Below are 22,675 nucleotides of genomic sequence, written 5' to 3' on the forward strand. Positions count from 1 at the left end.
TGCCGCTCAGGCTCGTCAGCAGTCAGCAGTCAGCAGTCAGCAGTCAGCAGTCAGCAGTCAGCAGTCAGCAGTCAGCAGTCAGCAGTCAGCAGTCAGTGGTCAGCAGTCAGCAGGTGGCAGTCGGTCGTCGGTCAGCTCGATGTCTGTCCGTCGAGGCTCTCGCGCAGGATGTCCGCGTGCCCGGCGTGCTGTGCCGTCTCGGCGATGACGTGCATCAGAACCCTGCGTACGCTCTGCACGGCGCCGGGCTCGTGCCAGGGCGCCTCGGGGAGCGGGTGCGTCGCCGAGAGGTCGGGGACGGTCGCGACGACCTCCTCGGTGCGGGCCGCCACCTCCTCGTAGCGCTTGACGATGTCCGCGAGCGTCTCGCCGGGCAGCATCCGGAAGTTGTTCCGGTGGTCGATCGCCCACTGCGGGAACTCGCTTGCCGTGCCGGCCGCCATGTCCGCCCAGGTGACTCCGCCGGGCAGGTCGTATCGCAGCGCGGACGGGCCCTCCAGGGCGAAGCGCAGCCAGCCCTCCTCGATGGAGGCGACGTGTTTGATCAGACCGCCCAGGCACAGGGTGCTGACCGTCGGGTTCTCGCCGGCCTGCTCGTCGCCGAGTCCGCGCACCGTGCCGGTGAGGGCGGACCGGGCGGTCGCCAGCTCCGCGAGGAGGTCGGCCCGCTCGCCGTCGAGCGACGAAGGGGCCGAGGAGGACGAGGAGGAGGCAGGGGTCGTGTTCACGGTGATCAGATCCTTCGGGTCGGTCCGGTGGTGGCGAACGAGACCACCGTCTCAGGAGTAGCGGACAGGATGTGTCCGCTACTCGGGGGACCATCGGTGTCATGCCGAAGACATCCGCGCGACTGCTGTCCCTGCTCTCGCTCCTGCAGGCCCGCCGGGACTGGCCGGGGCAGCTGCTGGCCGAGCGTCTGGAGGTCAGCCCGCGCACCGTGCGGCGGGACATCGACCGCCTGCGGGACCTCGGCTATCCGATCCGGACCGCGAAGGGCCCCGACGGGGGCTACCGTCTCGGCGCCGGTTCCGAGCTTCCGCCGCTCCTGTTCGACGATGAGCAGGCCGTGGCCCTCGCCGTGGCCCTGCGGACCGCGTCCGTCACGGGTGCGGGCATCGAGGAAGGGGCGGTCCGTGCCCTCACCACCGTCCGGCAGGTGATGCCCGCACGGCTCCGCCATCGCGTCGACGCCCTCCAGGTCACCCCCGTGGAACGAGCGGGGACGGCGCAGAGGCCGCAGGCCGACCCAGGTGTCCTCCTGACACTCAGTGCGGCCGTCCGCGCCCGCGAGGTCCTGCGCTTCGCCTACACCCCGGCCTGGCCCCCCGCCCCGGTCGCGGATACCGCGTCGCCGCGGCCGGACGGCGGCCCCGACCCGGACCCTCCGCGCCGCGTGCAACCGCACCACCTCGTCACCTGGGGCGGACTCTGGTACCTCGTCGCCTGGGACCTCGACCGCGACGACTGGCGCACCTTCCGGGTCGACCGGATCGACCCGCGCACGCCGACAGGCCCCCGCTTCACGCCACGCGAGGTGCCCGGAGGAGACGTCCCCGCGTTCGTCGCCGGCAGGTTCCGGGGCTCGGAACCCCGGGCGGATACGGGCACGGGCGGTTCGAACGGGTCCTGCAGCTTCCCGGACCCCTATGGCTCGAACGGTTCCGGCGCCCAGGTCCGGTCCGTCGACTGGCCCTGTCGCGGCGAGGTGATCCTCGATCTGCCCGCCGCCGTCGTCTCCGGGTACGCGAGTGACGGCGTCGTCGAAGAAGTGGGCCCCCACCGTTGCCGCCTCGTCCTCGGTTCGTGGTCGTGGGCCGGTCTGGCCGCGACCGTCGCCAGGTTCGACACCGAGATCCGGGTCGTGGGGCCGCCCGAGCTCGCCGACGCCTTCGCCCGGCTGGCCCGCCGCTGCGCCCGCGCCGCCTCCCTCACCGGGACCGACGAACCCGCCGCTACGAACGAGCAGCCGGTGAGTTCCTGAGGCCGGCCGGGGAGACCGGCCCCGAGGCCCGCTGCGGGTCGAGATCCGCACGCCCGCCCTCGGCGCGCTCGTAGGCCGTCGCGCTCGTCGGGCAGCGCCGGAGCCCCGGCCATATCTTGAGAGAGTGAGCCACTCCAGTGTCCCGCCCGAGGGTGGGGACCGTACCGAGTCGTCGACGCCGCCGGCGACGTCGACAAGTGGACGAACCGACTACGCGGGCGCCATCTACGGTTCGATCCTGGCCGCCTCCGTGGTGGCCACGGCGGGAACGGGTGGGGCGCACCCACGTCTGGAGATCATTCTCCTGCTCGTCGTGACCGGCCTCGTCTTCTGGGCCACGCACGTCTACGCCCATCTGGCCGGGGAGAGGATCGTCGGCCAGCCCTGGTCCTGGCGGGAGATCCGCCGGAGCGGCCTGCACGAGTGGGCCATCGTCGAGGCCGCCGCCCTTCCCGCCGCGGCCGTCGCCGTCAGCTGGTTGGGGATGAGCGTCAACACGGGGCTGTGGATCGCCCTGGGAGTGGCGGTCGTCCAGCAGGTCGTGTGGGCGTGTCTGGGCGCCGTCCGCGCCGGGGCCTCCCGGGGACAGGTCTTCGCCGAGGGCTTCGTCAATCTGGCGCTCGGCCTGATCATCGTCGCCGCCAAGGTCGTCCTCAAGGACTGACCGCGAGGCTGTGGCGAAGGACCACCGGCACCACACGGTCCGCAACCTCTAGGGAGGCCGGCATGGCGGACGAGACTCCTGGAGCCCGGGCGGGAGGCCGCGCGCGGAACGGGCCCGGCGGCCGTCACGATGACGCGCCCCGATACCTGCCCATCGCGGAACACGGACTCATCGGCGACCTGCGCAGCGCCGCCCTGGTCGGCACGGACGGCACCATCGACTGGTACTGCTGCGGGCGCTTCGACGCGCCCAGTGTCTTCGCGTCGATCCTGGACGCGGACCGGGGCGGAAGCTTCGAGCTCGCCGCGGACGTCCCGGCGCGGACGAAGCAGTTCTACTTTCCCGACACCAACGTCCTGATCACCCGGTTCTTCGCGGACGGCGGGGTCGGCGAGATCCAGGACTTCATGCCGGTCGTGGACGGCTCGCGCGAGGCCGACCGGCACCGGCTGATCCGCCGCGTGGTGTGCGTCCGCGGCACCCTGCCCTTCCGCGCCCGGATCGCCCCCCGCTTCGAGTACGGGACGGTCCCGCACACCCTGCACCTGGACGACGGCCAGGCGGTCTTCGACTCGGCCGCGCTCAAGCTCGCGCTCACCGCCACCGTGCCCCTGGAGGCCGACGGGCAGGACGTGTGGTCGCTGTTCAAACTGGGCGAGGGGGACTCCGCGGTCTTCGCGATCGACCGGATCGGCGACGACGTGCCGCCGCGCTTCTGTGCCGTGGCCGAGGCCGAGCGGGAGTTCAACGCGACCGTGGCCTACTGGCGGCACTGGCTGTCCCGGTCGCGGTACAAGGGACGCTGGCGGGAGATGGTGCACCGGTCGGCCCTCACCCTGAAACTGCTCACGTACGCACCCACCGGCGCCATCATCGCCGCCCCCACCACCAGCCTGCCCGAACAGATCGGCGGCGAGCGCAACTGGGACTACCGCTACGTGTGGATCCGCGACGCCGCCTTCTGCGTGTACGCCATGCTGCGCCTCGGCTTCACCGAGGAGGCCGAGGCGTTCATGACCTTCCTCACCGAGCATGTACGGCTCGACGATCCCGACACCACGGCGCCGGGCGGCCCGCTGCAGATCATGTACGGCATCGACGGGCGCCGTGACCTGCCCGAGCGTGAACTACCGCACCTGGAGGGCTATCGGGGGTCCGCCCCGGTGCGCGTCGGCAACGACGCCGTCGGCCAGCTCCAACTCGACATCTACGGGGCCCTGGTCGACTCCCTCTACCTCTACGACAAGTGGGGCCAGCCGCTCTCCAGCGCCCACTGGGACGGCATCAGCGCGCTCGTCGACTGGGTGTGCGACAACTGGGACCAGCCGGACGAGGGGGTGTGGGAGACCCGTGGCGGCCGCAAGGCGTTCCTCTACTCCCGGCTGATGTGCTGGGTGGCCATCGAACGGGCCATGCGGCTGGCCCAGCACCGCGGTCTGCCCGCCGACACCCTCCGCTGGGGCACCGCCCGCGACGACATCTACCGGCGCATCATGAGCCGCGGCTGGTCCGGAGCACGCCGGGCCTTCACCCAGTACGAGGACAGCGACATCCTCGACGCGTCCCTGTTGATGATGCCGCTCGCCAAGTTCGTCTCGCCGACCGACCCGAAGTGGCTGGCCACCCTCGACGCGCTGGGCGAGGACCTGGTCTCCGACTCGCTCGTCTACCGTTACGACCCGCAGGCGAGCCCCGACGGCCTCCAGGGCGAGGAGGGCACCTTCTCGATCTGCTCCTTCTGGTACGTCGAGGCACTCACCCGTGCCGGCCGCGTCGACGAGGCTCGGCTCGCTTTCGAGAAGATGCTCACGTACGCCAACCACCTCGGCCTGTACGCGGAGGAGATCGGCCACACCGGGGAGCAGAGCGGGAACTTCCCCCAGGCCTTCACACACCTCGCCCTGATCAGCGCCGCCTTCAACCTGGACCGCAAGCTGGGCTGATCGCGGGAGCCACGGCCGGGCGGGCGCTCAGGGCGCGGTGAACAGACCGGGGAAGCGGGGAGCGAGCCATGGCCTGCGGCCCCGGACGAGGATGCGGCCTCGCGCGAGGGAGCCGGCCTGCCCCTGGCGGCCCAGCGCCATCAGGAGGAAGGTGACCGGCTCGATGTGGATCGTGCAGTCCGGCCGGGCCGAGGGCCTTTCCTCGACGGACAGCTCGCCGTCGGCGACGGCCACGCCGAACCGTCCGCCGCCCCAGAGGCGTACGTCGTAGCGGGCGTTCATCCCGGCGGTGCGGGAGGTGTTGGCAACCCGCGGCATCACCCGGAGCATGAACGGCATGGTCAGGCCGGCCCGGACGCGGTCGACCATGTGCGGCCGGCCGAGGGCGCGGGCGAGGTCGTAGCCGTGCCCGAGCATGTGCGTGAGCAGGTACGACCCCAGCTCCCGCGGACTCATCGGACCGAGGGGGGTGAGCAGAGGTCCTTCGACGGCCCCTTCCTCCAACGCCCGCAGGCAGGCGTCCGCCTGCTCGACGATCATGGCGGCCAGCGGTCCGGGCTCCCGCTCCCCGAAGTCCGTGAGGGAGCGCTCGTTGGCCTCCGCGAGGCTCTGCGGCGTGCCGTCCCCGTAGGGGCGCTGATGCCCTGCCGCGAGGTCCGCCATCAACGCGTTGGCCAGCGCCAAGTGTGCGGCGGCCTCGCCGACGTTCCACTCCGCCCCGGGTATCCGCCGCCCCATGTCCGCGCCAGGACCCAGCAGTGCGGCGATCTCCTGGGCGGTCCCGCGTATCGCCGAGCCGAGCCCGTCGGGCAGCGGCCTCCGCACGCCCTGCCCCGCCGCCGAGTCCATGTCGCCGCCCTTCCTGTCGCCGTCGCCCCCTCCCGGCCGGGAACAGCCGAGAGGAAGGCGACACGTTGCCGATCACCGGGCGTACAGAAGACCAGCCAACCGCCGTGACGACAACCCCCTGAGCGGCGACGACGCACGTCGAGGCAGCCGTGGGGCGGGCAAAGCGGACATACGGATCAGGAGCGGGCCAGGATCGGATCGCTGTTGTACGCCTCCACCTGCAGGGACGGGCGGCCGGACGCCAGCGCTGACGCCGGCCAGGACAGGGTCACCTCCCGGGACTCTCCCGGCAGGAGCCACAGGTAGTTGTCGCTGTACAACGTGGGCAGGACGCGCTCCCGGCCGGTCCGGTCCAGCAGCGAGAGCCGGACCATCGCGGCGACGGCCGTGCCCCGGTTGCGGACGGTGGCGGTCAGCTCGTGGCGCGCCCCGGCCTGTGACAGACGGGAGACCGAAGCGGACAGCTTGACCTGCCGTGCCGAGTTGAGTGCCTTCAGAGCTGCCGGGGTCCGCTGGCGCCAGTAGGTGTTGCGGGACAGCGGACGGCCCGCGGAGTCCTCCAGGGTCAGACGCAGCAGATGCAGGTCCGGCAGGTCGTCGCTCCAGCCGAGCGTCAGGGCCCGGGTGGTGGTGGCGGCGGCCACCTCGACGCCCGCGGTGCGGGTGGCGCCGTGCTGCCGGCCCGACAGGTCGTACAGGCGGGCGGTGACCTTCGCCCCCTTGAGCGCCCGACTGGTGTGATTGACCGCGATCACCTGCCCGGTCCTCGGATCCGCCTGCACGTGCAGGGGTTCGCAGGCCGAACGGGCACCGTAGTAGGTCCCGTTGACGTCGAAGTCGTAGTCGTACGTCTGCCACACGGTGCTGTGCCACGCCGGGTGGGACATCCACAGCATGAGACCACTGGCGTCGTCCCACAGGTGGGCGTTCCACGCCTCGAACATGGCGCGCGTGTTCTCGTAGTTGACGAACTGGGCCTTGCGCGCGAAGTCGTCGAGGCCGGTCACCGCCCCGAGCCGGGCCTCGATGGCCGCCTTGTAGTTCTGCGGCGCCTGGTTACCGCGCTCGCTCCAGTCGTGGTAGTACCACGCGCCGCGGATCGGCCACTCCGGCTCGTCGCCCGTCATGTCGCGCAGGCTCGCCGCGGTGGAGACGACCGGCATGCCGATCTCGGTGTGGAAGCCGAAACTGTTGCTGCCGTACGTCGACGGCTCGTAGTACTTCTCCGGCTCCACCCAGCCGTAGGGGCCACCGCCCGTGATGATGCCGCCGGCCGAGTTGTTCTGGTACAGGATGCCGGGCGCCTGCTGCTCGACGGCCTCACGCATGCCCTTGTCGATGGCGGCCGGGGGATTGCCCTCGTTGGCCCCGCACCAGACCACCACACTGGGGTGGACGCGGTAGCGCAGCACGGTGTCCCGCGCCGTCGAGTTGAAGGCGTCGTGGTCCGGCGGGTCCATGCCCCAGGCGTTGGGGAAGTCGTTCCACACCAGGATCCCGTGCTCGTCACAGCTGGCGAAGAACTCCTCGCGGTTGCTGCTCCCCACCCAGTTGCGGATCATGGTGAAGTTCATGTCGCGGTGCATCCGCACCGCCGCGTCCATCCGCTCGGCGGGCATCCTGCGCAGCAGTTCGTCCCAGCCCCAGTTGCCGCCGCGCACCAGAACCCGTACGCCGTTCACGCTGATCTTCAGCGGTTCGGGGGTGTTGGTCACCGCCGTGACATCGGTCCACGCCTCACCGTCGTCCGACGCCTGGATCGTGTACGTCTTCGGGTAGGCCGCCTCCCACACGATGGCCACCCGGTCGAAACGCCGTGCGCTGCCGAGGTCGACCCGGAGCCACTGGTGGTCCGCGTACTCCGAGGACCAGCGGGTTCCGGCGTCGCCGTCCGTGGCGGCGGAGGCGGGGTGATCGGACTCCTGGGTCGAGGCGGTGGCCGTCCTGCGCAACGCGAGGTCGGTTCCCGGCTCGGCGCTGTCGATGACCGAGAGGGACCACAGCGAGTTGCCCCAACTCGTGTTACGCAGACCGCAGTTGATGCGGACATAGCGTGCCGTGCGCGCGCTGAAGTCCTCCACCTGGAGGCTGGCGTCGCCGCTGTTGAAGGGCAGTGGCACGGCGGTGTTGTCGACGGACTTCACGTCCCGCCAGTCGTCGCCGTCTGCGGACACCTGCACCACATAGGTGCGGGCGTACGCCTGCTCCCACACCAGGTCGATCCGGTCGAAGGACTGGGTGGAGCCCAGGTCGACCCGGATCCACTGGTCGTCCTGGTACGCCGAGGACCATCGGGTGGCCGGGTCGCCGTCCGTGACGTTGCCGGCCGCGTGGCCGTCCTCGTCGGTCGTCGACGCGGTGGCGTCGCCGTGCAGGGCGAGGTCGTTGCCCGGACGGGCGCCGTCGAACACGGACAGGGCCCACAGCGAACTGCCCCAGTCGGTGGCCCGGGTCAGGCAGCGGACGCGGACGTGCCGGGCCTGCTGCGCATCCAGGTCCACGGACTGGGTGTACGCGTCACCGGAGGCGACGAAGGGGAGCGGCACGTCGTACTCGTAGCCGAACTGGCGTATCCCGAAGCGGGTTTCGCGCCGGTCGCTCTCGGTACCGTCGACCTGGGCGTCCAGCGTCAGGTCGTGCAGACGCGCGCTGCCGAGCCCGTTGGGCCACCACAGCTCGGGGTCGCGCAGCCGCAGCTTGCTGAAGGTGCCGGGGGCGAACACGACGTCGACACTCCGGCCGGCCGGAACCGTGACCTTGCGGGAGACGCGCACATCGCCGAACGCCGCCGTGACGGTCGCCTTGTGGTCCGCGGAGTCGGCGTTGCGGACCGGGACGACGATGGTCAGTTCGGCCGTCGAGGTGTCGGGGAGATCGGGCAGGACGGTGTCCACCCGGGGATCGCCGATGACGACCTGCCCGGTGGATCTCAGGCGCACGTGGTTCCAGATGCCGGCAACCCGGTCACGCACGGCCGGCATCCAGTCCCAGCCCGAAGAGGCCAGGTACGTGGGGGAGTTGAGGTTCATCTGATTGGCGCCGGCGTCGACCCAGGACTCACCGGCGGGGCCCTTGTCGCCGGGGCTGCCGGGCACGGGCATCGGCGTGATCTTCACCGCCAGCGCGTTCTCGCCCCGGGCGTCGAGGAGCTTCGTCACGTCGTGCGCCGACCGGGCGAACGGATACAACAGGTCGCCCACCTGCTTGCCGTTGAGCCAGATGTCGGCCCGGTGGTTGATGCCGTCGAACTCCAGCCAGACCCGGCGTCCGGCACCCGTCCGCAGACCGCGCGGCAGCTCGAAGTCCCGCTTGTACCACCAGGAGTGGCGGGAGAGCGCCTCAGGGATGTGCAGGTTGTTCAGACCGGAGACCGGGTCCGGCAGCTTGCCCTGGTCGACGAGGGAGGCGAGGACGGTGCCGGGCACCGTGGCGGGCAGCCAGGTCCGGGTGTCCACGCCGGTGCTCGAGAGCGCCGCTCCGTCGCCCTCGGCCCAGTCGTCCATGGTCAGCGTCCAGCCGGACTCCAGCGGCACCGTGCCGTCGCCGGCCACCTTCAGTGCCGGGGTGTGCCCGTCGTGCGTGCCCCAGTCGGTCCACCCGGTGGCCGAGGGGCGGCGTCCCTGTGCGGAGCCGAACACCTCGAAGCCGTTGACGCCCAGGGGGTTGGGGCTGGACCGCTTGCGCGAGGTCAGCCGCACCCAGCGCGCCGTGGTCGGCTTCGGCAACTGGATGTCGACGACGCCGCCGGTGCCGGCCGTCGTGCGGTACACGCTCGTCCATGACGTGTGATCGCGGGACGTCTCGACCACGAAGTCGACCGCGTAGCTGGAGAGGATCTCCTTGCCCGTGGTGCCGTCGGCCCAGTTCCCGGTCGCCGGAGGCGTGAACACCGGGTCGCTCGCGTCCGCTTCGAAGGTGAGCCGGATCCAGGTGACGCGGCAGTCCGCCTGGAGATCGACCGAGATCCACTGCGGATCGCCGCCCCCCGCGCGCCATCCGGTGCCCCGCACACCGGGGGAGGCGACCCGGTCGACCACGAACTCCGCCGGCGTGGGGGCGTAGTCGGTGGAGGAGACGGTCACCGGCCGGTAGACGGCGAGTTCGTCCTCGGACCCCTGGGCGACGACAGGGCTCCGACGCTCGGCAGCCACGGCGGAACCGGGCAACGCGGTGCCCAGACCGAATCCGGCCAGAAGCGTCGAGCCGGTGAGGACGATCGATCGTCGGGAGGGGGAGTGCGGCGGATTCGGCTGAGCCATCAGCGGGACGTCCAATCACACGGGTGGTGCTTGAGGAGCACAGGGAGGGGCGGCCTGGAAGGTATGGCAACGTTGTCAGGGCGAATGACAACGTTGCCAAAGACTGTGACGCGCGGAGGTTTCTGTCAAGAGCCGTGACGCCGACTGCCCCCGCTGCGGATGGACTTGCAGGTGGGGGCGTGGGGTGGTGAGGGTGGAGTGCGGCGGGGCTGGTGCATTTTTCGGCCAGGCCAGGCCCAGCCGCGCGGGCGGGTGGGCGAGGCGATCGGTCCGGCACTGTTCCGCCGCCGATTACCTCGCGGGTAATCGACCCTGTGCCGTGCGGCTGGCAACGTCGTTCCCGACGGAGCCCGATCGGCCGGAAGGACATCATGACCGCCTACGCCATAGCCCACCTGCGCGAAGCCACTCCGCACCCCGAGATCGCCTCGTACATCGAGCGGATCGGCGCCACCTTCGAGCCCTTCGGAGGCCGCTTCCTCGTGCACGGCGCGCAGCACGAGGTCCTGGAGGGCGGCTGGCCGGGCCACGTCGTGGTGATCGGCTTCCCCGGCATCGCCGAGGCGCGCGCCTGGTGGGAGTCCCCGGCCTACCGGGAGATCGCTCCGCTGCGCTCGCGGCACATCGCCGGGGACATCATTCTGGTCCCCGGCGTCCCCGAGGGTTACGACCCGGTGGTCACGGCGAAGGCGATGCGGGAGGCCCTCCCCGCCGACTAGGCCTGTCGTCTGGGGCAATGCGGCGGGTCGCGGCAACTCCATTCGCGTTCCGCCGGGCGAGGCCGAGGTCTCGCCGGAGCCGGTACGGCGGAAGGGACGGCGCCCCCCGAACCACGGGTGACGTCGTCCCTTCCGCTGTGCCGCGTCGGTGCGCTCAGGCGGGGAGGCCTGGGCCGGGCGGCTCCGGACGCGGGGCGGCCCGATGGAGACGGGCACCCTGTCCGGAGCCGGACCGGACGTGACGGGTCAGCAGGCGCCCTCGTCCTGCCACGGACCCCAGTCGGAGGCACTCGGTGTCTCGTTCTGGGTCCACCACTTGGCTTTCCAGTTGTGATGGTTGTACGAGGCCTCGTTGCCGGCGGTGTACACCGCGGACGAACTCCACGCCGTCTTGCATGCGCCGTTCGGCGGCGTCGGAGTCGGGGTCGGGGTGGGTGTCGGGGTGGGCGTGCCGGTGGGCGGCGTCGCTCCCGCGAACTTCACCGAGTACTTGGCGAAGTCCCAGGAGTTCTGGGCCACGCTGGAGCAGGTGCCCGACGTGCGGCCGCCGTTGTCGGCGGGCGTGCACTGGCGGTCGCGGTTGAGGGACCAGAAGGTGAAGCGGTCCATGTTGTGGCTGGTGGCGAAGTCCAGCACGGTCTGGAAGTCGGCCTGCGAGAAGTACTCGCCGGTGTCGCTGCGGCCGTTCATGCCCGAGAAGCCCTCGTGGGCGTACGCGGTCGCCTGGTCCCAGCCGAAGGTGGACTGGAGGATGGTGTTGAAGTTGGCGAGCGCGCTGGTCTGCGACGCGGCGCCGTTGAAGCCGCCGTCGAAGGGCATGATGGAGAAGTTGTTCGGGGTGAAGCCCTGCGACTTCGCCTCCAGCAGCATCTGCTTGCCGAACCAGCCGGTGCCGTCCGCCGTGCCGGCCGTGGTGACGGAGACGTACAGGCCGGGGTTGTTCTGCTGGAGGATCTTGGCGGCGCCGATCTCGTTCTTGATGGCCGCCGTGTTCTCGTACTCCGGCTCCTCCAGGTCGAAGTCGATCGCGTGCAGGCCGTACTTGGTGATGACCTGCTGGTAGGCCGCCGCGGTGGAGGCCGCGTCCGAGCATGCCTGGCCGAGCTTGGTGCCGCCGTATCCGCCGATGGAGACGGAGACGTCACCACCCTTGGCGCGGATGCCGTTGATGACCGACTGGACGGCGGTGTCCGAGGAGACCGCCGACGTGCCGCCCCAAGTGGGCGAGCAGCCGCCGCCGTTGGGGGCGAGGATGAAGGCGAGCTGGAACGCCTTGAGGCCTGTGGCGTCCATGATGGCGCCCGCGTCCGGCGGCTCGTTGTCCGTCGGCATCAGGTAGGGCGCGGCGGCGTACCAGCGGTTGCTGAGCGCGCTGGTCGCGCCCGAGGCGTTGCCCGCGACCAGCGCGGTCGTGCCGACTGCGGCCAGGCTGACGGCTGCTGCCGCGCCCAGACATGCGCGAAGACGTCTCACGGTGCCTCCAGAGGGGTGGGGGAGTGGCCATAGCTTCCGGCCAGTGTCGCGATCACGTCAATGAGTTGGACTAGACCAGATAGGTCTTTGGACTAGACCATGCAATCTCTTTACTCAAAGCCCGCTCGGGCTGTGCCCTTTGCTGCGCGCGTGGGTCGATGCGGTTACAGGTGGGTCGAGTTGAGGGCGTTCGACTCGCGAGGTGGGCGCCGCTGGGGGCGTCAGGCGGGAGGGTGCCCCGTGAGGGATGGCGAGTGGGGCGCGCTCGCGTCGGCGCCGACCCGAGGTCGCGTGCGCCGCTCGGAAATGCCGTACGCAGACATCTTGTCACTGAGTGACATCCACTCCTACTCTCCTGATGTGACTCGGGAGTAACTAACGGGCTTCGCACGGGACTTCGACGTCCGTCACCCCCGCTCACAGGCATCCGAACAGCGCACGACCGGACCACGAGGCACAGCACGGACGGCGCAGCCGCAGCCACGAGCACCGGGGCTCCGCCGTGCACAGCACCCCCGTCACCTGTCTCGCCCGGCGCCGCACCATGTGCGGGCGGGCGCTCCCGTAGGCGTCGCCCGGCCGACGACGCGTGCGCGGTGGCGCGCGTCCCGTCTCAGGCCGCCCCACGCCCGGGTCCAGGGCGTACGCGGTCCTCCTTCACCACCCGACGCCGTCCCCGTGATGGGGGCTGCCTTGTGACACCCCGACCGGAGCCGCACGCCGTATCCCCGCGGCGGCGGCCCGGCCGACTCCCCCAACCGGGCCCGTGCGTCGAGCCGTTGACGCCGGGCGCCCGCACCACCGACCCCCTTCGAGGATGCAGGGAGTGAGCCGCATGGAACGACCCCACCGACCCCACGGCCCCGAGAACGCACCGCACCCCCCGACCGCCCGACGGCCCGCCGCAGAGCGGCCGTTGCCCGAGGACCGTCCCGGATCCACCGCACCCCGGGGCGGCCGGCTCCTCGCGACGGCCCTCGCGGTCTGCGCCTGCCTCGCCGTCCAGGCACTGCCCGCCACGGCCGCCACCGGCGCGGACGGCACGGTGTCCCGCGGAGTGACGATCCCCGCGTTCTACGACCCGCCCACGACCCTCCCGTCCGCCGACGGCGCGATCATCCGCAGCGAACCCCTCCCGCTCGCCCTCAGCCTGCCCGGCCTCAACGGCCCGCTGCCCGGCACGGCGACCCGCCTGATGTACAGGTCCACCGACTCGAACGGCGAGCCCGTCGCGGTGACCGGCGCCTACATCGAACCCTCGGCAGCCTGGAAGGGCGGCGGCCCACGACCGGTGGTCGCCGTCGCACCCGGCACCATGGGACAGGGCGACCAGTGCGCCGCCTCCCTGGGCCTCCAGCACCCGATCACCCTCAACGGCGAGACAGTGTCGGTCGGTTACGAGGACCTGGCGATCTACCGGCTCCTCGCCTCCGGCACGGCGGTGGTCGTCACCGACTACGTCGGACTCGGCGCGACCGACCGGCTCCACACGTACGTCAACCGCCTCGACGGCGGTCACGCGCTGCTCGACGCCGTCCGCGCCGCACGCAACCTGACCGGGGCGTCCGTCACCCCCGCCTCACCCGTCGGCCTCTTCGGCTACAGCCAGGGCGGCGGCGCCAGCGCCTCGGCCGCCGAACTCCAACCCTCCTACGCCCCGGACATCACCCTCGCCGGCACCTACTCGGGGGCGCCGCCCGCCAACCTCACCGAGGTGATCAAAGGCATCGACGGCAGCGCCCTCGCCGGCGCCCTGGGCTGGTCCCTCAACGGCTTCCTGCAGTCCGACCCCGAACTGCGGGCCATCGCCGACGCCCACCTCAACACCGCGGGCAAGGCGGCGCTCTCCGACCTGTCCACCATGTGCGTCGCCGACTCGATCTTCGGGTACGCGTTCAAGAAGAGCACGTCGTGGACGACCGACGGGAAGTCCATCAGCGACATCGTCGCCGAGACCCCGACGCTCCAGAAGGTCCTCGACGACCAGCGCATCGGCACCCTGAAGCCGACCAGCCCGGTGCGCCTGGCCACCGGCATCCAGGACGACATCGTGCCCCACGCCCAGGCCCGCCAACTCGCCGTCGACTGGTGCCGCAAGGGCGCCACCATCACGTACGACGCCGTGAACCTGCCCAACCTCGGCGACGGACTCCTCACCAACCACCTCGTCCCGCTCCTCACCGACCAGGGCGGCGCCATCTCCTGGCTCACCGACCGCCTGTCCGGAAAGCGCGCCACCTCCAACTGCTGGTCGATGCCCCTGCAACCCTGACCGGTACGGCCCTGGACCCCGGCGAGCGTCCCGGCCGCCGGGGCCCTCGGGCTGTCCGCACCCGCCACCTGCGACCGCCGTGGCGGAGCGTGGACATCCGCATCGCGGGCGGTCCACGGGGTGGTGCCGCCCCCGCCCTGAGGCGAGGATGCTCCTTCGCGTGGCGCTCGCAGCGGTCCGTGCCCGAAGTCGCCCTCGTGGACGACGGCCCGGGACGATGGCGCCCGCACGCCGAGGAGTGAAGGGGAACAGTGATGGGTTCACACGCGGCGCCCGGCCGGCGCAGGCGCGCCCTGCTGATGCCCCTCGGTCTGGTCCTCCTGGCCGGCGCGCTCTTCTGGGTCCCGAGCGCCGACGGCGCGCCCCGACCGGCGGACGCCTGCCGCAGCACCGGCAACGCCCTGCCGCGCGGCGACTGCGGCCCGTTCTGGCAGGTCCTCGCGGAGGACTTCAACGGTGACCGCGTGCCGCTGGGATCCTTCAGCGACTGCGACCACCACGCCGACACCTCCGCCGCGTACTGCGCTGGACTCAAGGGCGCGTACCGCGACAACTGGTGGGCCTACCCCACCGGTTGGCAGGACACGGCGAACGACCGGGACAGGAAGGTCGTCGGCACCTACCACCCGGAGGACACGGTGAGCGTGGGTCCCGGCGAACACGGTGACGGGATGATGCACATCCGCATGTGGCGCCCCGAGGACGGCGGCCCCGTACACGCTGCGGCGCTCGTGCCGCGCGCCGTGATGCAGATGGCGTACGGCAAGTACAGCGCCCGCATCAAGGTGACGAAGGTGGCTCCCGGATTCAAGTCGGCCTGGCTGCATTACGGCGACGGCTGCGAAATGGACCACCCCGAGGGGGAGTGGACGGGCGGCATCACCGCATTCCACCATCCCTGCGGCGGGGGAGAGCAGGGCTACTTCCCGAGCGACGCCGACTGGACCGAGTGGCACACCGTGTCGACGGAGTGGACTCCCGGACACGTGCGCTTCTTCGTCGACGGCCGCCTGACCGGCGAGGACACCCGAGGAGTGCCCTCCGCCCCCCTCTCCTGGGTGCTGCAGAACGAGAGCGCCCTCGAAGGCCCCGGCGCCGCCCCCGGCAGCAGCGCGGAACTCGACGTGACCTGGGTCGCCGCCTACGCGTACGGATGGAAATGACCGCCCTCGGGTGTACGGCGACCGCTTGCAGGTGCCTCGAAAGCCCCGCCGACCGCGCTCTGCCCCTCCGCCCGGTGCGCCTGATCCGAAAGGCAAGCGGACGTATTCGCTCAATGCGTGGCCATTTAGGGAAAAGCGCCTTTAATTCGGCCGGCTATTTCTAGGCTCGCCTCCTGTTTCTCAGGAACGGGGAGGCCCCACGTGCCGCAATCCCACCGGACGGACGAGCATGATCTCGTCCTTCCCAGCGGTTTCGACGACATCGTCCGTGTGATCGACCGCCATGTCGCCGACCGGCGGGCCGGGACACCGACCGGGCGGCGCACGGCGAAACACCGCTTCCCCGCCCTGCTTCTCGTACGCGAAGCGGCGGCCGACCCGGGCACCGCGGGGACGACCGCGGCCTCCGCCACGGCCGACGACACCGGCCGCGGCGCCCCCGACCCGGCGCTGTCGGCCCTGGTCCACGTCTACCACCACCGCCTGGTACGCCTCGGCACGGGCGAGACGGGCCACCTCGCGAGCCTCGCCCCGCACGCTCTGGTCGACGAGGAACTGCTCGCCTGCGAACGTCCCGGAGAGGACGACGCGGGCAGCGACGGCCCCCACGTACGCCTGCTGGACCGGGTGACGCGACAGTTCCGCGCCACCATGCCCGACGGCTCCGGCACCCTTCGGCTCCCCGAGTTCGACGCCTGTCTGTCGGTCCTGCGCGCCGACATCGCCCCCGGCGACGTGACGGACGAACGACGGGCACTGCGGGACCGGATCTACGACAAGTACGCGTGGAAGTTCGGGTTCGCCGCCGAGGTCACACGCCTCGGCGAGGAAATCGGACCACGGCAGTGGTCCGCGATCACCAAGCTGGTGACGACACCGCTGGCCTGGCTGTGGCGGTGGTCGTACGGCCTGCGCGTCGACCGTGGAGCCCGCTTCCGCTGGGTGGGAGCGATGCTCGACGAACCGGGGCGCAGCTTCCTCAACTCCGCGATGTCCCTGCGCGACGCCCATCTGCGGTCCAGGGCACAGGAACGGGCCGGCCGGGAGACACCGGGCGACGCCGCCCCGGCCGCGGCCTCCGCGCTGTCCGCGGCGTCCGCCGTGTCGGCCCGAGACGAGGCCGTGGTCCGACAGGTACTGCTGACCGCACTCGTCCACGACCTCGCCCGCGCCGCCCGCCCGCCGGTGTGGAGCGCCCGCAGGCCCCGGCGACGCTGGCCCTTCGTCCTGCTGCTGCCGACAGTCGGCGGCAACGACTCCCCGAGCCGCAAACTCCTCAACTCCTTCGCCGCGGTGGCCGAGGACGTCGGGACATGCCCCCTCCTCGTCCTCGGCGCCGCCACCGCGGACCTCCCGCCCTACGCCGTCCCCCTGCCCCGGCACACCATCCCCGTCCAGGGCACCCGGCACCTCGACACCGGTTCGACGGCACAGGCGGTGGCGTCCCTGCTCGCGGCGGGCGCCGCCGGCCGGCCCGTCGACGCCGTACGACTGGTACCGCTGTCCCGCGTTCCCGACAACGGAACGACGGCCGAACGGCTCGCGGTCCAGCGGACCGTGCGCTCCCGCGACCGGCGGGCCGCCGACTGGCTGCGCCCGGTCGTGGCCGCCGTGGCCGTGACGGCGCTCCTCGCTGCCGGACTGTTCCAGGTGCTGCGGCCCGACGAGAGCCACCCCCGCGCCGCGTCCCGCCCGGCCGACACCTGGTGCCGGCACGTCAGCACCGGCGAACGCGTCGGCATCACCGACGGGACAGACCACTGCGACCTCGCCCACGGCCTCTACGCCCCCGAACTGCGCTCCCTCGAAACCAGGTTGGGAGAACAGAACGCACAGGTCGACCGGGACAAGCCCTACCGCACCTTGGTCTTCTTCGCCCCGCTGAGCGTCGGCTCCGCGTCGCGACGCACCGTCCCCACGGGCTTCCAGATGCTGCGCGGGGCGCTGCTCGCGCAGAAACAGGTCAACGATCTGATCCTCAAGTCGCAGATGCCGATCCGGCTGCTCGTGGCCAACGCGGGGGAGTACTTCGCCTTCGGCTCGCACGGCGGCCTCAACACGACGAACCACAGCGGTGTCGACGTGGCCGACATGATCGTCGACCGGATCCACCGCGACCACATCGCCGGGGTCATCGGCCTCACCCAGAGCCGCCCGGAGTCCCTCCAGGCGGCAGCCGAACTCGACGCCAAGGGCGTCACCGTCATTGGTACCGGCGTCTCCGGCCAGCCCATGGTCGAGGGCGACTCCCCGGTGTCGTACTTCCAGCTCTCGCCCCCCGACGCACGGATCGCGCGCGTCATGGCCGCCTTCGCCCGGCACTCGCCCCGTCTGGCCGCCCTGACGAAGATCGACCCCGGGCACACCGCACCGGCCGCCGTCGTGGTCTTCGACCCCCGCGACCACTACTTCAGCGCGGACTTCAAGAAGAGGTTCACCGACGCGTACGGCCACGACGGGGCGGTGTATCCCGTGCCTTACAGCGAGTCGGGCAACGACAGCCAGACACCGGCCGTGGCGGCGAACATCTGCACCCTCATCCGCAAGACGAACGGATTCGTCCTCTACGCCGGACGCTCCGGCGTCATGCACGATCTGTTCTACTACCTGCAGGGCGACAAGCAATGCCGCACCCATAAGGGCCGGGTCGCCGTCCTCGCGGAGAGCCCCGCTCCGGACCTCGTCCTGAACCCCGAACTGATGCCCCAGAACTACGGCTCCCTCAGCCTGTTCTACAGCCAGTTCAGCGTGCCCGACCCCCACGGCCCGTTCGTCAGGAGCTTCCGGCAGTCCTTCGACGTCTCCTCGGACAGCGACGCGGCAGCCGGATACGACGCCGTGAAGGTCTTCTTCAAGGTGATGAACGAGATCTCGGCCACCGACCCTGAGTTCACACCCAGCGCCGTCGTCACCTTCCTCCAGTCGACCGGAGTCGCCGACTACGTGGGGGAGTCGGGGATCATGACGATCGGCAAGGGCCACAAGTACCCGGCGGACAAAGAGATCGACATCCGCGAGATCACCGCGGACGGCACCAGGATCACCGACCTGACATGCGGAGCGGTCACCGCGAAGGCCGCCGTGATCACCCGCTGGGGCCCCTCCGACACCTTCCTCTGCCCGGAGGACAACTGAACACCGCAACCGGAACAGTCGGCCGACCCTGCCCGTCGCAGTCCAGCCGACCGGGGACCGGTGCCTCACCGCCGGCCCGGGGCCTCCGCACGACAGCCGGCCGCTACTTCTCGTCGAAGACGAGATCCTCCGCGGCGCGGTTGAGCCGGACGGTATTGCCGTTCGTGACCTCCACGACGGTGTCGAACCCGGTCCACTGCCCGGCGGAGAGGATGAACAGCCGGTCCTCACGCTGCTCCAGGTAGGGACGGAAGCCGTCCAACGACGGGTCACCGTCGTTCAGTTGCAGATAGTCGGCCAGCCGCCGGAACAGCTTGGGCAGCAGCACCGCCGCGTCGGTCAGCGTCGACCGGCCCTCCACCTTCGCCCCACTCTGCGTCTGGTCCGCCGGCCAGAGACCCCGCGCGTCCTGCCGGGCCCGCTCCGCCGCCAGGGTCATCTCCTGTCGCAGGTCGACGAAGAGGTTCCGGTAGAAGGTCGGGTAGGCGAGCCCCTCGTCGAGCTGGTGGTGGTTGGCCGTCTGCCGCAGATGCTCGACGCCGACGGTGAGGAGTTGACCACTGGCCCCCGGAGCATCCGCCCCACGGCCCGCGAACGCCACACAGCGGCCGTGCACATCCGCGCTGCGCGTCAGCACGTACCCGGGCACGGACTCGGGAACGCTGCGCTTCACGATCCCGCTCGCGGCGCGTTCCACCTCCTCGAACCCCAGCCAGCCGAGCAGTGCCTCCGCTGCCCGGCCCGCGAACGGGGCGGGCTGGTGCAGCTCGGGCCCGTGCGGCGGACGGTAATGGGTCTCCAGGGTGTCGATCCCGTCCAGCCTGAGCTGAGCGCCGCCGATCCGGTTGCGGCGCACCTTCCGTCCCGGCACCAGATCCCATTGGCCGGGGTCGTCCGGCACGAACCGCACGGAGTCCCCGTCGGGACTGGCTCCGACGATCCGGTACGCGCCCTTGATCAGCAGCATCGGCATGGCAGTTCCCCCATCGGTCTCAACGCCTGCTCCACCATGATGCGTTGAGCCCTTCCTGCCACCGCCCGGGACGTCGACCGGTACCGAAGTCATGCAATGAGCGGACGGCGCCGGCGCATCGGGCCGACAGGGGGTACGCCTGCGGAGCGACCGGAGACTCAGGGGCGTCCGGTGGCCGGCTCGGGCGGGCCCGTCACGCCGACGCAGGCCTCGTGGCCCTCAGGATCGGCCGGGACCCGGTTCGACGGGGCATCGGCATCGCTCACCAGACGGCCACTCGCCGCCAGGGCCGCTGCGATCCGCGCCTCGGTCTGGTCGTACGGCACCCACACATCGACGTGGACGCGGTTGCGCCAGGGGCGCGGGGCTTCCATCCGCTGGACGAAGAAAGGTGCCCCGCGGCCGCCCGGGTCGACCAGATCCTCGGCGCTGTTCGCGCGGCCCCGGTATCCGAGCAGGGCACGCCAGAACGGCACCACCTCGGCACCGGAGAGGGCGTCCACGGTGACCTGCTCGGACTGGACGGCGGACGGGTCGGCGGCAATGTCCAGCGGGCGTGCCGCCGCCGAGATCTGCCCGGCCAGGACGATGTGCCGCTCGGGCAGCCCGTAGTACTGCCCGTGAGGTGGAAGCGCCGCGGCCTGATGGGTTCGGTCCTGCTCTCTCCCTCGGTCATCCCGCCAACGTGGTGCGTTGCCGGACAACTCCTGTCGTGCGGAGGGGTTTTCCGGCCGTCGTGGACGTCCCGGTGTCAGAACTCCTCGTGCGTGTCCGGGTCCCCGCCGAGGCGGCGGCGCGGATGGTCGGAGACGGTCGCCAGTTCGTCCGGGGTCAGCTCGAAGCCGAAGATGTCCAGGTTCGCTCGCTGGCGGCCGGGGTCGGCGGACTTCGGGATGGGAACCGCGCCGAGCTGGGTGTGCCAGCGCAGCACGACCTGCCCGGGTGTCACTCCGTGCGTCTCGGCGATCTTCCCGAGGGCCGGCTCCTCCAGCAGGCTGGAGCCGCGGCCCAAGGGGCTCCAACTCTCGGTGATGATGCCCTTGTCGGCATGGAACGCGCGCAACTCGTCCTGGGGGAGGTAGGGGTGAAGTTCGATCTGGTTCACCGACGGGAGGACTCCTGTCTCCGCCTCCAGCCGGTCAAGATGGTCCGCCGTGAAGTTCGAGACGCCGATGGACCGCACGAGCCCCTGCTCGCGCAGCTTGATCATCGCCTTCCAGGAGTCCACGTACTTGTCCACGCGCGGCAGCGGCCAGTGGATGAGGTACAGGTCGACGTAGTCGAGTCCGAGGCGGCTCCGGGACTCCTCGAAGGAGGCGAGCGTCTCGTCGTAGCCGTGATGCCGGCCCGGGAGCTTCGTGGTGACGAGGACCTCTTCACGCGGGACGCCACCGCGGGCGATGCCCCGGCCGGTGCCGGTCTCGTTGCGATAGTTGGTGGCCGTGTCGATGAGGCGGTAGCCGATACCGAGGGCGCTGCTCACGGCCTGCTCGGCCTGTGCGTCGTCCATCGGCCAGGTACCCAGGCCGACGGCCGGGATCGTCGTTCCGTCATGGGCGGTGAGGACCGGGATGCTGGTCACGGGGAGCCTTTCGAATCGATGACGGGGGCGTACCCATCGTGCACGGGTGCCGCCGCCGAGGCGACGCGGGCTCCCGGTGCGTCGGTCCCCTTCAGCCTCCCGGGCTCGTGCGCCGACTCCGTCGACCGGGTACCCGCACCGGCCCGCCTGTCGAAGGCGGACCGGCGCGGGCAGGCCCGGCGTGGAGAGGTCAGGCCGTGTGGAGCGTGAGTCCGTAGCGGTTCAGGATCTCGTTGATGGGCTGGTACCAGGTCTCGCCGCCGCTGCTGCAGTTGCCCCAGCCGCCGGAGGTGACGCCCTGGGCCTGGTCGCCGCTGATGAACGAGCCGCCCGAGTCGCCGGGCTCGGCACAGACGCTCGTCTTGGTCATCTGGTGGACGGCGCCCTGGCTGTAGTTGACCGTCTCGTTCTTGGCGAGGACGTTGCCGCAGTGCCAGTGCGAGGTGGAGCCGGAGCGGCAGATCGACGCGCCGATGGGCGCCTCGCCGGAGCCGCGGACGAGCTGGTCGGAGACGGTGCCCCAGCCGAGGACGACGGGAACCGTCCACCAGCCGCTGCCCACGTTCACCCAGGCGTAGTCGTTGTCCGGGAACGAGGAGCCCTGGAAGTTGCCGATGTAGCTGTGGTCCCAGCCGCTGACACCCGCGCCCGCCTGGCCGCAGTGCCCGGCGGTGACGAAGCCGCCGTACACGGAGAAGCCTATGGAGCAGCGGACGTTGCCCGTGTAGTACGGGTCGCCGCCCACCGTGCCCGCGGCGAAGGTGCTCGGCGCCGAGCCGGTCTGCCGGACGGTCACGGGACCGGCTTTGCGGGCCTGGGCCACGAAGGCGCGGACATCGTTGTCATCCTTGTGAGGGGAGACCACGTTCACGACGACCGCACTGGACTTCGGGTCGACGTGCCAACTGCTCACGCCGCCCGGTGCGTCGAGCGTGTCGAGCCGTTTCATCGTGGCGTCGAGCTGCCGCTCGCTGTGCTTGACGAGCGTGACCCGTGCGCCGGTCGACTCGACGGCTTCGCGCGAGGCCGTCGTGGTCAGCGCGACGACCAGCCGGCCGCTCGTCACGTCGAACCACGAGCCTCCGTACGAGGTGCCGGCCTTGGTCCGGGCGGTGCGCTGGACGCTGCGTGCTGCCGTCTCCTGGGAGAGCCGGGTGGTCGCCTGCTTCTCGGTGAGTCCCAGGTCGCGCTGCATCGCCGAGATCAGCGCCGAGGAGGCGGGGGCCCGGGATGCGGTGGGGGTGGTGACGGGGGCGTCGTCGGCGGCGGCCTGGGTGAGTCCGACGGTGGCGGCGCTGACGAGCAGGCCCGCGGACACGGCTGTGCGCAGAACTGTTGTGCGTCTCAAGGGAGTTGCCTTTCGTCGATCCGATGGTCGGTGAGTGGGGCGAAGGGCAGGAGAGAGCGCTCTCAGAGTTGCGTGGTCGAGAATAGTCAATGAGGTTAGACAGGTCCATGCCAATGCATGACCACTCTTTGGGATCAGGCTTCGGCGGCAGGAGAACGATCTTTCGCCCGGGCGCCGAGGCCGGACGTACCGCGTCACACCTGATCGGATTCGGACGCCTCGGGGACCGGTTCTCCGCGATCTTGGGCGGCGGTACGGGGTCGCGGCCGAACGCCGCCTGACCACGGCCGTGTTGGCAGTAGGCTCACCCTGCT

At 71.0% G+C, this 22,675-nt stretch carries 15 protein-coding genes; 7 read left to right on the forward strand and 8 right to left on the reverse strand.

From position 1 onward, the window contains the following. Positions 1 to 131 precede the first annotated feature (131 nt). Positions 132 to 728, reverse strand: a complete 597-nt coding sequence (locus ACIRQH_RS09995) for a DinB family protein (RefSeq protein ID WP_404225087.1) — start codon at positions 726 to 728, stop codon at positions 132 to 134. 101 nt (positions 729 to 829) lie between these two features. Between ACIRQH_RS09995 and ACIRQH_RS10000 the strand changes: the two genes are divergently transcribed. From ACIRQH_RS10000 to ACIRQH_RS10010, 3 genes are all read left to right on the forward strand, one after another. Then, a complete protein-coding gene (locus ACIRQH_RS10000) occupies positions 830 to 1,981 on the forward strand; it encodes a helix-turn-helix transcriptional regulator (protein ID WP_404225089.1) in 1,152 nt (383 codons plus the stop codon). A gap of 124 nt (positions 1,982 to 2,105) precedes the next feature. After that, a complete protein-coding gene (locus ACIRQH_RS10005) occupies positions 2,106 to 2,645 on the forward strand; it encodes a hypothetical protein (RefSeq protein ID WP_388872133.1) in 540 nt (179 codons plus the stop codon). Positions 2,646 to 2,707: 62 nt separating this feature from the next. Continuing rightward, on the forward strand, positions 2,708 to 4,588 hold the full coding sequence (locus ACIRQH_RS10010) for a glycoside hydrolase family 15 protein (RefSeq protein ID WP_388872130.1): 1,881 nt from the start codon (positions 2,708 to 2,710) through the stop codon (positions 4,586 to 4,588). A 27-nt stretch (positions 4,589 to 4,615) separates the two neighbouring features. Here ACIRQH_RS10010 and ACIRQH_RS10015 read toward each other — a convergent pair whose 3' ends face one another. Next, a complete protein-coding gene (locus ACIRQH_RS10015; protein WP_388872128.1) occupies positions 4,616 to 5,437 on the reverse strand; it encodes a maleylpyruvate isomerase family mycothiol-dependent enzyme in 822 nt (273 codons plus the stop codon). Between the two features lie 176 nt (positions 5,438 to 5,613). Beyond that, positions 5,614 to 9,696: a discoidin domain-containing protein gene (locus tag ACIRQH_RS10020; RefSeq protein ID WP_404225092.1), complete on the reverse strand. Its 4,083-nt coding sequence runs from the start codon at positions 9,694 to 9,696 to the stop codon at positions 5,614 to 5,616. A 371-nt stretch (positions 9,697 to 10,067) separates the two neighbouring features. On the opposite strand from ACIRQH_RS10020, the gene ACIRQH_RS10025 reads away from it, so the two are divergent. Then, positions 10,068 to 10,415 (forward strand): DUF1330 domain-containing protein, encoded by a 348-nt coding sequence (locus ACIRQH_RS10025; RefSeq protein ID WP_388872122.1) that lies wholly within the window; start codon positions 10,068 to 10,070, stop codon positions 10,413 to 10,415. Positions 10,416 to 10,661: 246 nt separating this feature from the next. Here the strand turns inward: ACIRQH_RS10025 and ACIRQH_RS10030 are convergent, their stop codons facing one another. Continuing rightward, a complete protein-coding gene (locus tag ACIRQH_RS10030; RefSeq protein WP_388872120.1) occupies positions 10,662 to 11,888 on the reverse strand; it encodes a chitinase in 1,227 nt (408 codons plus the stop codon). A gap of 835 nt (positions 11,889 to 12,723) precedes the next feature. Here ACIRQH_RS10030 and ACIRQH_RS10035 point away from each other — a divergent pair. The 3 genes from ACIRQH_RS10035 to ACIRQH_RS10045 all read left to right on the forward strand — a co-directional run bounded on the left by ACIRQH_RS10035 (position 12,724) and on the right by ACIRQH_RS10045 (position 18,458). Further along, positions 12,724 to 14,160, forward strand: a complete 1,437-nt coding sequence (locus tag ACIRQH_RS10035; RefSeq protein WP_388872117.1) for a lipase family protein — start codon at positions 12,724 to 12,726, stop codon at positions 14,158 to 14,160. A 254-nt stretch (positions 14,161 to 14,414) separates the two neighbouring features. Continuing rightward, entirely contained in the window at positions 14,415 to 15,323 is a 909-nt protein-coding gene (locus ACIRQH_RS10040; RefSeq protein ID WP_404225094.1) for a glycoside hydrolase family 16 protein, read from the forward strand. A 201-nt stretch (positions 15,324 to 15,524) separates the two neighbouring features. Beyond that, positions 15,525 to 18,458, forward strand: coding sequence for a hypothetical protein (locus ACIRQH_RS10045; RefSeq protein WP_404225096.1), 2,934 nt, complete (start codon positions 15,525 to 15,527; stop codon positions 18,456 to 18,458). Positions 18,459 to 18,561: 103 nt separating this feature from the next. On the opposite strand, the gene ACIRQH_RS10050 is transcribed toward ACIRQH_RS10045, so the two are convergent. The 4 genes from ACIRQH_RS10050 to ACIRQH_RS10065 all read right to left on the reverse strand — a co-directional run bounded on the left by ACIRQH_RS10050 (position 18,562) and on the right by ACIRQH_RS10065 (position 22,361). After that, a complete protein-coding gene (locus ACIRQH_RS10050; RefSeq protein WP_388872108.1) occupies positions 18,562 to 19,431 on the reverse strand; it encodes a nuclease in 870 nt (289 codons plus the stop codon). Positions 19,432 to 19,589: 158 nt separating this feature from the next. Further along, a complete protein-coding gene (locus tag ACIRQH_RS10055) occupies positions 19,590 to 20,135 on the reverse strand; it encodes a VOC family protein (RefSeq protein ID WP_404225098.1) in 546 nt (181 codons plus the stop codon). Positions 20,136 to 20,182: 47 nt separating this feature from the next. Then, on the reverse strand, positions 20,183 to 21,013 hold the full coding sequence (locus tag ACIRQH_RS10060) for an aldo/keto reductase (protein ID WP_404225100.1): 831 nt from the start codon (positions 21,011 to 21,013) through the stop codon (positions 20,183 to 20,185). Positions 21,014 to 21,203: 190 nt separating this feature from the next. After that, positions 21,204 to 22,361: a S1 family peptidase gene (locus ACIRQH_RS10065; protein WP_388933075.1), complete on the reverse strand. Its 1,158-nt coding sequence runs from the start codon at positions 22,359 to 22,361 to the stop codon at positions 21,204 to 21,206. Positions 22,362 to 22,675: the final 314 nt, after the last annotated feature.

It is taken from the genome of Streptomyces sp. NPDC102279 (genome assembly GCF_044766365.1).
Lineage (GTDB): Bacteria > Actinomycetota > Actinomycetes > Streptomycetales > Streptomycetaceae > Streptomyces.

Coding starts and splice junctions, on each gene's coding strand:
- ACIRQH_RS10000 (WP_404225089.1), top strand. CDS start 830: ATGCCGAAGACATCCGCGCGACTGCTGTCCCTGCTCTCGCTCCTGCAG.
- ACIRQH_RS10010 (WP_388872130.1), top strand. CDS start 2,708: ATGGCGGACGAGACTCCTGGAGCCCGGGCGGGAGGCCGCGCGCGGAAC.
- ACIRQH_RS10015 (WP_388872128.1), bottom strand. CDS start 5,437: ATGGACTCGGCGGCGGGGCAGGGCGTGCGGAGGCCGCTGCCCGACGGG.
- ACIRQH_RS10020 (WP_404225092.1), bottom strand. CDS start 9,696: ATGGCTCAGCCGAATCCGCCGCACTCCCCCTCCCGACGATCGATCGTC.
- ACIRQH_RS10025 (WP_388872122.1), top strand. CDS start 10,068: ATGACCGCCTACGCCATAGCCCACCTGCGCGAAGCCACTCCGCACCCC.
- ACIRQH_RS10035 (WP_388872117.1), top strand. CDS start 12,724: ATGGAACGACCCCACCGACCCCACGGCCCCGAGAACGCACCGCACCCC.
- ACIRQH_RS10040 (WP_404225094.1), top strand. CDS start 14,415: ATGGGTTCACACGCGGCGCCCGGCCGGCGCAGGCGCGCCCTGCTGATG.
- ACIRQH_RS10050 (WP_388872108.1), bottom strand. CDS start 19,431: ATGCCGATGCTGCTGATCAAGGGCGCGTACCGGATCGTCGGAGCCAGT.